This window comes from Magnetospirillum fulvum MGU-K5, assembly GCF_000442515.1.
In the GTDB taxonomy this organism is placed as follows: domain Bacteria; phylum Pseudomonadota; class Alphaproteobacteria; order Rhodospirillales; family Magnetospirillaceae; genus Phaeospirillum; species Phaeospirillum fulvum_B.
In genome coordinates this window covers 1-12348 of record NZ_AQPH01000001.1, presented here as the reverse complement: position 1 = coordinate 12348, position 12348 = coordinate 1, and the positions used below count along the sequence as shown (strand labels likewise).

The following is a 12348-nucleotide window of genomic DNA, read 5'->3' as shown; positions in this document are numbered from 1 at the left end:
ATCCTTTCAGGTCAGGAGGTAGAGACGCACGACCGCTTGCGGGCAATCAGTTCCGCATCGCATTTCGGGCAGAATTTATGCTCGCCGGCGATATAGCCGTGCTTGGGGCAGATCGAGAAGGTGGGGGTGACGGTGACGTAGGGCAGCCGGAAGTTTTCCAGCGCGCGACGGACCAGCTTCTTGCACGCCTCAGCCGAGGAAATCCGCTCGCCCATATAAAGGTGCAAGACGGTACCGCCGGTATATTTGCGCTGCAATTCGTCCTGACGCTCCAACGCCTCGAACGGATCGTCGGTAAAGCCGACCGGAAGCTGGCTCGAATTGGTGTAATAGGGCTGGTCCGGGGTTCCGGCCTGGAGAATATCGGGATAGCGCTTGCGGTCCTCGCGGGCGAAGCGATAGGTGGTGCCCTCGGCCGGGGTCGCTTCCAGATTATAAAGGTGTCCGGTTTCTTCCTGGATCGCGACGATCCGGGCGCGAACGTGATCGAGGAAGCGCACCGCGAAGGCATGGCCCCAGGGGGTGGTGATATCTTCGTGGTCGGCGCTAAAGTTGCGGATCAACTCGTTGATGCCGTTGACGCCGATCGTCGAAAAATGGTTTCGCAGCGTGCCGAGATAGCGCCGCGTATAGGGGAACAGCCCTTCATCCATGTGGCGCTGGATCACCTTGCGCTTGATCTCGAGGCTGTTGCGGGCGATGTCGAGCAGCCGGTCGAGGCGGGCGAACAGCCCCTCTTCGTCGCCGCGATAGGTAAAGCCCAGCCGGGCGCAATTGATCGTCACCACACCGACCGATCCGGTCTGCTCGGCGCTGCCGAACAGGCCGTTGCCGCGCTTCAGCAGCTCGGTCAGGTCAAGCTGGAGACGGCAGCACATCGAGCGGATCATGTGCGGCTTCAACTCGGAATTCAGGAAGTTCTGGAAATACGGCAACCCGTATTTCGCGGTCATCTCGAACAGACGACCGGCATTCTCGGATTCCCAGGGGAAGTCGGGGGTGATGTTGTAGGTCGGGATCGGGAAGGTGAACACCCGGCCCAACGCGTCGCCCTTGGTCATCACCTCCATATAGGCGCGGTTGATCATGTCCATTTCGGCCTGGAGATCGCCATAGGTGAACGGCATCTCCCGCCCGGCGATCACCGGAGCCTGATCCTTCAGATCCTCGGGGCAGGTCCAATCGAAGGTCAGGTTGGTGAACGGAGTCTGCGTCCCCCACCGCGAGGGAACGTTGAGGTTGTAGACCAGTTCCTGGATCGACTGGCGCACCTCGTCATAAGACAACGAATCGGCGCGGATGAACGCGGCCATATAGGTGTCGAACGAGCTGAACGCCTGGGCTCCGGCCCATTCGTTCTGAAGGGTGCCGAGGAAGTTGACGATCTGACCGACCGCACTTGACATATGCTTGGGCGGACCGGCCTCGACCTTGCCGGGAACGCCGTTCAATCCCTCGGTCAGCAGGGTCCGCAGCGACCATCCGGCGCAATAGCCCGCCAGCATGTCGAGATCATGGATATGAATATCGCCATCGCGGTGCGCGGTGCCGATCTCGGGCGGATAAACGTGCGACAGCCAGTAATTGGCGACCACCTTGCCCGAGACGTTGAGGATCAGACCACCCAGCGAGTAGCCCTGATTGGCGTTGGCATTGACCCGCCAATCGGCGCGGTCGAGATACTCGTTGATCGAGGATTCGACGTCGACGACGGTCTTCTTGTCCTTGCGCAGTCGTGCCCGCTGCTCGCGGTAAACGATATAGGCGCGCGCGGTGGCGAAATGGTTGGCCGAGATCAGCACCTGCTCGACCACATCTTGAAGTTGTTCGATATGCGGCGGCTGATCGACAAAGCGATGCTCGATCACCTTGGCCGCCTGGATCGTCAGCAGATAGGCCTCGGTCGGATCGAATTCGCCGGTCGCCTTGCCGGCACGCTCGATCGCAGAGCGGATTTTGTCGAGATCGAACGGCACGTCCTGGCCGTTGCGCTTGACGACCGAACGTGGCGATACAGCGGGAAACGTGGACCCGGACATCAGCGGATTCCTTAGGCAGAACAGGGCGGAAGGGGGGGACAAACAACCCGGTGAACACGCCCCCACAACAGTCGGGCGCAGGAGAAAGCCGCGTTATCATCCTATATATAGATGATCAACACGGCTTTAACGCTAGATAGGGTAGTTCAGCCGAAGCCCGAAAGTCAAGTCCGATTCACCGCCACACCCCGACCAAGGGAGCGGGAGCCCCCCTCCGGCTTTTCCCTGTTTCCATGTGAACGAACATGGTATAGACACTGGTTCACGACGGGGCGGCCCCACGCGCGTGCGGCTGAATCGTGCGTGCGCGGTGGATAAAAACGTATGCGGGCGTGGTGGAACTGGTAGACACACTGGATTTAGGTTCCAGCGGCGCAAGCCATGGGGGTTCAAGTCCCTTCGCCCGCACCAGCGTGCCCCTGATCGCTCCGCAACGGGCGCTCGCCGGACGGGCAGTCGCGACCCGTGATCCGCGCCGGGGCCACCGGATGCAACCCACTCGACTCGATTGGCGAAAGACTGATGCAGGTAACCGAGATCAATTCCGACGGCCTAAGACGTGATTTCAAGGTCGTTGTTCCCGCCTCCCACCTCGACCAGCGGATGCAGGACAAGCTGACCCAGTTGGCCGGCACCATCAGCCTCCCCGGCTTCCGTCCGGGCAAGGTGCCGCTGGCGATCGTCCGCAAGAAATACTCGCAGGCGGTGTTGGGCGAGATTCTGGAAGCTGCCGTCAACGACGCCATCGGCAAGGCCGTCGAAAGCAGCGGGCTGCGCCCGGCCGCCCAGCCCAAGGTCGAAATCACCTCGTTCGCCGAGGGCACCGACCTTGAATTCGACCTCGCCATTGAGGTGATGCCGGAAATCAACTTGGTTGATTTCGCCACCATCAGCCTGGTGCGCGACAAGGCGATCATCGCCGATTCCGAGATCGATACCGTTCTGGCCGGAATCTCCGAGCGCAACGGCACCGCGGAAAAGGTCGAACGCCCTGCCGCTTCCGGCGATGTGGTGGTGATCGACTTCCTCGGCAAGCTGAACGGCGAGCCCTTCCCCGGCGGCGCGGCCGAGCGTTATTCGCTGAAGCTCGGCTCGAACACCTTCATCCCCGGCTTCGAAGACCAGTTGATCGGCGTGTCGGCGGGCGATACCAAGGTGATCGACATCACCTTCCCCGAAGGCTACGGCAACGAATCGCTGTCGGGTCAGGCCGCCACCTTCGACATCACCGTCCATGAAGTCCAGGCAAGCAAGCCCGCCGAGATCAATGACGAGCTGGCCAAGGCCGTCGGGATGGAAAGCCTCGACGCCCTGAAGGACGCGATCCGCGCCGAAGTCGGCCGCGACCTCACCAACGCGTCGCGTCTGAAGGTCAAGCGCGCCCTGCTCGACGCCCTGGCCGCCAGCCACGATTTCCCGGTTCCGGTCTCGATGGTCGAGTCCGAGTTCGAGGCGATCTGGAAGCAGCTTGAGGAAGGCCGCAAGGCTGGTCAGGTCGATCCGGCTGACGAAGGCAAGTCCGACGACGAGTTGAAGGCCGAATACCGCACCCTGTCCGAGCGCCGCGTGCGTCTCGGCCTGTTGCTGGCCGAAGTCGGCCGGGTCAATGAAGTCACCGTGACCCAGGACGACATCAACCGCGCCATCCTCAACGAAGCCCGCGCCTATCCGGGCCAGGAGCATCTGGTTCTTCAGTACTATCAGAAGAACAAGGACGCGATCGAATCGCTGCGCGCTCCGGTCTATGAGGAAAAGGTCGTCGACTTCATCCTCGAAAAGGCGTCGGTCACCGACCGTGAAGTCGCGGCCGAGGATCTTCGTCGCGAACATGCCGAGGCCGAGGGACTTGCGGCTGACGAGGCCGAGCAGGCCGAGTCCGGCGAGGGCGAGGAAAGCCCCAAGCCGAAAAAGCGTGCACCCCGCAAGAAGTCGGCGGAATAATAAGGCGTGCGGTCGGATCGGAAACGGTCCGGCCGCCTCCCGCCCCAGAAAGCTCCGGCCGGACCTTCTCCGGCCGGGTCGCGAACCGCAGAAGGATGGACCATGCGCGAGAGAGACCCTATCGACCTCTACATGAATACGCTGGTGCCCATGGTGGTCGAACAGACCAATCGCGGCGAACGTTCCTATGACATCTATTCCCGTCTTTTGAAGGAACGCATCGTTTTCCTGACCGGTCAGGTCCATGACGACGTCGCTTGCCTGATCTGCGCGCAGTTGCTGTTCCTGGAATCGGAAAATCCGACCAAGGACATCGCTTTCTACATCAACTCGCCGGGCGGGGTCGTCACCTCGGGCCTGGCGATCTACGACACCATGCAATATATCCGGCCGGCAGTGTCGACCGTGTGTATCGGTCAGGCGGCCTCGATGGGCTCGCTGCTGCTGACGGCGGGTGCCAAGGGCAAGCGCTATTCGCTGCCCAATTCCCGGATCATGGTCCATCAGCCCTCGGGCGGCGCCCAGGGGCAGGCGACCGATATTGAAATTCAGGCCCGTGAGATCCTTGCGCTCCGCGCTCGGCTTAACAATATCTACGTTGAGCACACCGCCCAGCCTTTGGAGGTGATCGAGCGGGTTATGGAGCGCGACAAGTTCATGACCGCCGATGAAGCCCGCGAATTTGGCTTGATCGACGAGGTCGTCAACAAGCGCTCTGTACCCGAGGGAGACGGCGCCTCCACCTGATCCCACCCCTCCCCTCGCGCGGTCGCAGCGACCCGTCCCCCCATCTATTGGGGAAAAGACAGATTATTGTCATTGTCTGGTCGGGTCAGCTGCGGCTAACATACGTTAAGCGGATGTGGGGGGTAGACCCAATGGAGCTTCGATGACCAAGTCCACCAGCGGCGAATCAAAAAGCACTCTGTATTGCTCTTTCTGCGGCAAAAGCCAGCATGAAGTGAGAAAGCTGATCGCCGGGCCGACCGTTTTCATCTGCGATGAATGCGTCGAGCTGTGCATGGACATCATTCGCGAAGAGCATAAGACCCATCTGGTCCGCTCCAGCGACGGCGTCCCAACGCCGAAAGATATTCGTGCCGTCCTTGATGACTATGTCATCGGCCAGGACCACGCTAAAAAAGTGTTGTCCGTCGCCGTTCACAATCACTACAAGCGATTGCAGCACGGTGCCAAAAGCAACGAGGTCGAACTCGCCAAGTCCAACATCCTGCTGATCGGCCCGACCGGTTGCGGCAAGACGTTGCTGGCGCAGACCCTGGCCCGCATCCTTGATGTACCGTTCACGATGGCCGACGCCACCACCCTGACCGAAGCCGGTTATGTCGGTGAGGATGTCGAGAACATCATCCTGAAGCTGTTGCAGGCGGCGGAATACAATGTCGAGCGCGCCCAGCGCGGTATCGTCTATATCGACGAGGTCGACAAGATCAGCCGCAAGTCTGACAATCCGTCGATCACCCGCGATGTTTCGGGCGAAGGTGTGCAGCAGGCCCTGCTGAAGATCATGGAAGGGACTGTCGCGTCGGTGCCGCCCCAGGGTGGGCGCAAGCATCCGCAGCAGGAATTCCTTCAGGTCGATACCACCAATATCCTGTTCATCTGCGGTGGCGCCTTCGCTGGTCTGGAAAAGATCATCGGCAGCCGGGGCAAGGGAACCTCGATCGGCTTCGGTGCCGAGGTCCGCGGTCCGGACGAGCGCCGTACCGGCGAAATCCTGCGTGAGGTCGAGCCCGAGGATCTGCTGAAGTTCGGCCTGATCCCCGAATTCGTCGGCCGTCTGCCGGTTCTGGCGACGCTGGAAGATCTCGATGTCAGCGCCCTGATCGAAATCTTGTCCAAGCCGAAGAACGCCTTGGTCAAGCAGTACCAGCGCCTTTTCGAAATGGAAGACGTCCGCCTGTCCTTCAACGAGGATGCGCTGCGCTCGATTTCGGAAAAGGCGATCCAGCGCAAGACCGGCGCGCGCGGTCTGCGGTCGATCATGGAAAGCATCCTGCTCGACACCATGTTCGACCTGCCCGGCCTCGAGGCAGTCGACGAAGTGGTGGTCAACAAGGAAGTGGTCGAGGGTCGCGCCCAGCCCCTCTACATTTATTCCGAACGGCGCGAGGATATCGGTACCTCCGCTTAAGGCCGATCCGGTGGCGGAAGGAGCGCAGTCGCTCCTTCCCGTCGCGGCGGTCACAGCGCCGCCCGTGTCCACCGCCCCTTGACGAGAGCCTTCCTCATTACAATCTTTCGTCATAGGTAGTCACATCGCCCCCGTCGGCTCCGCGATGGTCGGAGCCGCAGACCTTACGAGGCAGAATGGTCGAAGCCCCCCATGACGACATCTTCCCGGTTCTTCCGCTCCGGGACATCGTCGTCTTCCCGCACATGATCGTCCCCCTGTTCGTCGGCCGCGACAAATCGGTCCGCGCCCTGGAAGACGTGATGCGCGAGGACAAGCAAATCCTGCTGGTGGCGCAAAAGAACGCCGCCCAGGACGATCCCACCACCGACGACATCTATACTGTCGGAACCGTCTCGACGGTTCTGCAATTGCTGAAGCTGCCCGATGGAACCGTCAAGGTTCTGGTCGAAGGCGGGCGGCGCGCCCGGATCACCGGCTTTACCGAGAACGAAGCCTTCTTCCAGGCGCGCGCCGAATCGATCGGCGAGCGGACCGGCAACCAGCAGGAACTGGAAGCGCTGTCCCGCTCGGTGGTCGCGCAGTTCGAGCAATACATCAAACTGAACAAAAAGATTCCGCCCGAGGTGCTGGTCTCGATCAATCAGATTGAGGACGCGGCCAAGCTGGCCGATACCGTCGCCTCGCACCTCGCGCTCAAGATCGCCGACAAGCAGGAATTGCTCGAGATCGAAGTCGTCTCCGAACGGCTGGAGCGGGTCTATTCCTACATGGAGGGCGAAATCGGCGTCCTTCAGGTGGAAAAGAAAATCCGCAACCGCGTTAAGCGGCAGATGGAGAAGACTCAGCGCGAGTACTACCTCAACGAGCAGCTGAAGGCGATCCAGAAGGAACTGGGCGAGACCGAGGACGGCAAGGATGAAATCGCCGAAATCGAGGAGCGGATCGCCAAGACCAAGCTGACCACCGAGGCGCGCGAAAAGGCGCTGGCCGAGTTGAAGAAGCTGAAGTCGATGAGCCCGATGTCGGCCGAGGCCACCGTCGTGCGCAATTATCTCGACTGGATGCTGACGATTCCGTGGAAGAAGCGCAGCAAGGTCAAGAAGGACGTTGCGCTGGCGGAAAAGGTGCTCAACGCCGATCATTACGGCCTCGAAAAGGTCAAGGAACGCATCCTCGAATATCTTGCCGTGCAGATTCGCACCGACAAGGTCCGAGGCCCGATTCTGTGCCTAGTTGGCCCGCCGGGTGTCGGCAAAACTTCGCTCGGCAAGTCGATCGCTCACGCCACCGGCCGCAATTTCGTCCGGATGAGCCTGGGCGGCGTGCGTGACGAGGCCGAAGTGCGCGGTCACCGCCGCACCTATATCGGCTCGATGCCGGGCAAGATCATCCAGGGGATGAAGAAGGCGAAGTCGTCCAACCCGCTGTTCCTGCTCGACGAGATCGACAAGCTGGGCGCGGATTGGCGCGGCGATCCCGCCTCGGCCCTGCTCGAAGTGCTTGATCCCGAACAGAATGCCAGCTTCAACGATCATTACCTCGAGGTCGATTACGACCTGTCCGACGTGATGTTCGTCACCACCGCCAACACGATGCGGATGCCGCAGCCGTTGCTGGACCGGATGGAGATCATTCGTCTCTCGGGCTATACCGAGGACGAGAAGGTCGAAATCGCCAAGCGCCATCTGCTCGGCAAGGTGATCAAGGCGGCGGGTCTGCGGTCCGGCGAATTCTCGATCAGCGACGAATCGTTGCGCCATATCGTCCGCTATTACACGCGGGAAGCAGGCGTCCGTAACATGGAGCGCGAGCTGGCCAACCTCGCCCGCAAGGCGGTAAAGGAGATCGTCTCGAAGGGTAAGGAAAAGGTCGCGATCACCCCTCGCAACCTCGAAAAATATGCCGGCATCCGCCGCTATCATTTCGGCGAGGTCGAGGACACCGATCTGGTCGGCGTCGTCACCGGACTGGCCTGGACCGAAGTCGGCGGCGAATTGCTGACGATCGAGGCGGTCAGCATGCCGGGCAAGGGCACCTTTGCCCACACCGGCAAGCTGGGCGATGTGATGCAGGAATCGGTGCAGGCCGCCCGTTCCTACGTCCGGTCGCGCTCGGTCAGCCTGGGCATCAAGCCGACCGCGTTCGAGAAGCGTGACATCCACGTCCACGTTCCCGAAGGCGCCACGCCGAAAGACGGCCCCTCGGCCGGTGTCGCGATGTGCACCGCGATCGTTTCGGTTCTGACCGGCATCGCGGTTCGCCGCGACGTCGCGATGACCGGCGAAATCACCCTGCGCGGGCGGGTTCTGCCGATCGGCGGTCTCAAAGAAAAGCTGTTGGCGGCGTTGCGTGGCGGCATCAAGACGGTGCTGATCCCCAAGGACAATGAAAAGGATCTCGCCGAGATCCCCGACAATGTCAAAAAAGGGATGACCATTCTGCCCGTCGCCACTGCCGACGAAGTGTTGAAGCACGCCTTGGTGCGGATGCCTGCGGCAATCGAATGGGACGAGACCGAGGGCGAGACTCCGGCCAAGGTTGCCGCCGAAGCCGACAGTGCCGCCGTGGGTGGTGTGCTGACCCATTAAGCGACTGATCTGTCTCCCGTCAATCCTGTCCGGCGGGAGACAGATCGTATCGTCTTGGGTTCGCCATTGCTGCATTGCGGGTTGACGCTCTCAAAGAGCGTGAATTACACTGCCGCATCCTGTCCATAGGGCGGTCTGTGTGGCCGTTTTTTTCTGTAAATTCATGGGGGCAACCTTGTCGAACAAGAACGATCTGGTGGCGGCCGTGGCCGAATCGACCGGCCTGACCAAGACCGATGCGGCCACCGCCGTCGATGCCGTTTTTCAGGCCATCACCAATGCTCTGAAGGAAGGCGACGAAGTCCGGCTGGTTGGTTTCGGAACTTTCGCGGTTACCGAGCGCGCGGCGACGGAGGGGCGTAACCCCCGCACCGGCGACAAGATTCCGATTCCGGCTTCGAAGCTGCCGAAGTTCAAGGCGGGCAAGGGTCTGAAGGACGCGATCCAATAAAACCCCCAGTGCCGTTTTGCCGGTCCCCCCGGGACCGGCCTTTGGGCGGTTAGCTCAGCTGGAAGAGCGCCTGCTTTACACGCAGGATGTCGGCGGTTCGAACCCGTCACCGCCCACCATTTCCCCAAGCCAACATCTTCTGTCGCGATCGATCGCACCTGACGTGCGGCCGTCGGTCGATGTTTGGCGTCCGGGGGGTAAATCCCTCTATTTAAACGCGTCCGCCGCCCGGCGCAGGACGTCCGCCCATCCCTCAGGCGGAACCGCAGGCCACGCGAACCCCAGTTGCGACAGCCTCGTTTGCGTCCGGCTTGACACGATCTCGAGCCGCCGGGCGCGGGATTGGGGGGAGAGTCCACGGAACAGGCCGAAAGTCTCCATCGTCTCGGCCAGCACCGCTGCCAGGGCCGGGGCGTCGATCGCCCGATCCAGCCTTTCGAGGAACCCGCCGAAATCGCAGGCGTGAAGCTCGGGCATCAGGTCGGCCAGGGTCAGCCGCTCGGAATTTTCGATATGGTGGGTAAGGTGGGGGCGTCCGGATCGTTCGGCCAACAGCACGATCGCGCGTGCCACGCAATCGACATGGCACAGCCAGACATGAGATTCGGCGGGGACCGCACCGAGGCGGAGGAAGGCGCTCACTTGGCGGAAGAAGGCGTTTTCGCCGATGTTGGCCTGAAGCGGCCCGCCGTCGGCGGCGAAGACGACATTGCCGACCCGATGAATTGCGGCATTGGCCAGCCGCTCTCTCGCCGCGACGACCAGCCGTTCGGCCTCCTGCTTGCTGCGGGTGTAGTAATTCTCGTCCAACGTCTCGGGAACCGGGTCATCTTCGGTGAACAGCCGGAAGCCGTGATCGGGGGCCTTGCCGCAGACCGACAGGGTCGAGACGAAGTGAAAATCGGCCGAGGCCGCCTCGGCCAGCGCGATCATCTTGGCGGTGGCGGCGACATTGTCGGCGGCGAAAGCGCTGTACGGCCCGAAATGCTTCACATTGGCGGCGCAATGGAAGATCGCCCCAAGCCGCTTCGTCAGACGGTCGCGCTCCTCCGGCGACAGGCCGAGATCGCCTTGGCGCAGATCGCCCGCCAGGATGGTGAGGCGAGGATCGGCCTCCAGCGCCGCCCCCGTCTTTGCCCCGAAATAGTGGCGGAGCAGCCCGCCAAGACGGGTCCGGGCCGCATTATCGTCAGCTCCCCGAACCAGCACGGTAACCCGCCGCTCGGGCTCGGCCAGCAAAGCGCGCAGCAGATAGATGCCGAGATAGCCGGTCGCCCCGGTCAGAAGAACTTCGCCATAACTGCCCCGCACGCCAGCCTCCCCGCTCAGGCAGGCTTGGGTGCGGGCGGCATAGGCCCGTTCCGCTTCGGCCAGAATCGCGTCGCGCTCGGCGTCATAGGCGTCAAGATTGCGTTGATAGGCCCGCCAATCCGCCGCCGCGTCGCGCAGCAGGCTGCGGAGATGCTCGGGCCTGGGGCGGCAGCGTTTAGCGAAATCGGCCAGCCGGGGATGCTCGTACAGATCGTTGATCGCGCATTGAACGCTGCGCCGTAACTGGTTGACGACGGCAATCGCCCGCAAACTGTCGCCGCCCAATTCAAAGAAATCGTCGTCGCGGCCGATGCTGGCGCGGCCCAGATGCTCGGCCCAGACGGCGGCGATCCGGCGCTCCATCTCGTCCTGCAACGGGCTGTCCTTGTCAGCGCCGCCCGCGTCGGTCACCTGCGCCAGCAGCGCGGCACGGTCGATCTTGCCCGAAACCGTCAGCGGAATATCGGGCACGACAAAGACCGCCGAGGGCACCATGTAAGACGGCAGAACCGCCGACAAATGATCCTGCCAATCGGCGGCGGCGGGCGGGGCCGCGCCATCTTCCAACCGGACGAATGCCCACAGACTTTGCCCGCCCGGCTCGGTCGTTTCGACCAGGACAACGCTGTGGCGCACCAAGGGGTGGGCGTCGAGCCGTCGCTCAATCTCGCCCAGTTCGACCCGCTGCCCGCGCAATTTGACCTGGCTGTCGGCCCGACCGAGGATCACCAGCTCGCCCTCGCCGCTCCATTGGCCAAGATCGCCGCTACGATAGAATCGTCCCTCGGGCCGGGTGACAAAGGCGGCCTCGGTCAAATCGGGGCGGTTGAGATACCCCGCCGCCAGCCCGGCACCGCCCAGCCAGACCTCTCCGATTGCGCCGGGGGGAACCGGCCGTCCGTCCGGATCGAGCAAATGGATGCTGGTGTTGGCAAGGGGAACCCCGGCGGTCAGCCGCCGTGCCTCGGGCGACACGCGCCCGATCGCGGCGGCGGCGGTGGTCTCGGTCGGGCCATAGCCGTTGATATAGCGCAGCCGGGCGGCGTAATGGCGGGCATCGGCGGGGATCGGCGGCTCGCCTACCGTCATCAGAACCCGAAGGCCGGGGAAATCGGCCTGTCCGAACAGGCGCAGATAGGACGGCGGCATCGTCGCCACCGACAAGCCCAGCCGGGTCATCGTCGCCGCCATCCCGGCGATATCGTCGATCTCGTCGCGCCGGACCGGAACCAGCGCCGCCCCCGCCGCCCAGGCCATCGCCAGATCGGAAATCCAGGCATCGAAGGCGGGCGAAGCCATCTGCAACACCCGGTCCTCAGCGGTTATCTCCAACGCGGCGGCCAGCGCCTCGCCCAGATTGTTAAGCCCGTGATGGGTGAGAACGACTCCCTTGGGCTGGCCGGTCGAGCCCGAGGTATAGATGATATAGGCGGGATCGTCCCCGTCTGGCCCCGCCGCCGCCCGACGCGCTACCGGCGCGATTTTGGGCAGGTTTTCCGGGCGCAGCAGGGGCAGATTGTCAAGACCGGCGGGCGGCACCAGTCCGTCCAGCGCAACGATCAGCCCCAGCCCGGCATCCTGGGCGATAAAGGCCAGCCGCTCGGGCGGCAGATCGGCGGACAGTGGTAGATAGACCGCGCCCGCATTCCAGATCGCCAACACGATTTCGGGCAGACGCGCAGAGCGATGGGTCAGCACCCCGACCGGCCGCCCCCGCCTTGCCCCGTGACGGCGCAGGGCATCAGCCAGATGGAGGGCGCGGGCCTCAAGCGCGGCATAACCGACCGTTCCGGCCCCGGTCACCAGTGCGGGATGATCGGGATAGCGGGCAGCCCAGTCCCTGACCCGCGCGGGCAGGCT

7 protein-coding genes and 2 tRNA genes are annotated in these 12348 nt (G+C 62.7%); 7 read left to right on the top strand and 2 right to left on the bottom strand.

The window, feature by feature from the left end:
* Positions 1 to 11: 11 nt before the first annotated feature.
* Entirely contained in the window at positions 12 to 2039 is a 2028-nt protein-coding gene (locus K678_RS00045) for a ribonucleoside triphosphate reductase (RefSeq protein WP_021130398.1), read from the bottom strand.
* A gap of 326 nt (positions 2040 to 2365) precedes the next feature.
* Here K678_RS00045 and K678_RS00040 point away from each other — a divergent pair.
* From K678_RS00040 to K678_RS00010, 7 genes are all read left to right on the top strand, one after another.
* Positions 2366 to 2450 (top strand) — tRNA-Leu (locus K678_RS00040).
* A 111-nt stretch (positions 2451 to 2561) separates the two neighbouring features.
* A complete protein-coding gene (gene tig, locus K678_RS00035; protein ID WP_039851717.1) occupies positions 2562 to 3980 on the top strand; it encodes a trigger factor in 1419 nt (472 codons plus the stop codon).
* A gap of 102 nt (positions 3981 to 4082) precedes the next feature.
* The gene (clpP, locus tag K678_RS00030) at positions 4083 to 4727 is read left to right on the top strand and encodes an ATP-dependent Clp endopeptidase proteolytic subunit ClpP (RefSeq protein WP_039851716.1); all 645 of its coding nucleotides are present in this window, start codon (positions 4083 to 4085) and stop codon (positions 4725 to 4727) included.
* A gap of 142 nt (positions 4728 to 4869) precedes the next feature.
* On the top strand, positions 4870 to 6135 hold the full coding sequence (clpX, locus tag K678_RS00025; RefSeq protein ID WP_021130395.1) for an ATP-dependent Clp protease ATP-binding subunit ClpX: 1266 nt from the start codon (positions 4870 to 4872) through the stop codon (positions 6133 to 6135).
* 176 nt (positions 6136 to 6311) lie between these two features.
* Entirely contained in the window at positions 6312 to 8726 is a 2415-nt protein-coding gene (gene lon / locus K678_RS00020; RefSeq protein ID WP_021130394.1) for an endopeptidase La, read from the top strand.
* Positions 8727 to 8889: 163 nt separating this feature from the next.
* Complete coding sequence (locus K678_RS00015) at positions 8890 to 9177, top strand: HU family DNA-binding protein (RefSeq protein ID WP_039851715.1); 288 nt, start codon at positions 8890 to 8892, stop codon at positions 9175 to 9177.
* Between the two features lie 43 nt (positions 9178 to 9220).
* Positions 9221 to 9296: transfer RNA gene (locus tag K678_RS00010), tRNA-Val, on the top strand.
* An 88-nt stretch (positions 9297 to 9384) separates the two neighbouring features.
* On the opposite strand, the gene K678_RS00005 is transcribed toward K678_RS00010, so the two are convergent.
* On the bottom strand, positions 9385 to 12348 hold a 2964-nt coding region (locus K678_RS00005; RefSeq protein WP_021130392.1), incomplete at its 5' end, for an amino acid adenylation domain-containing protein.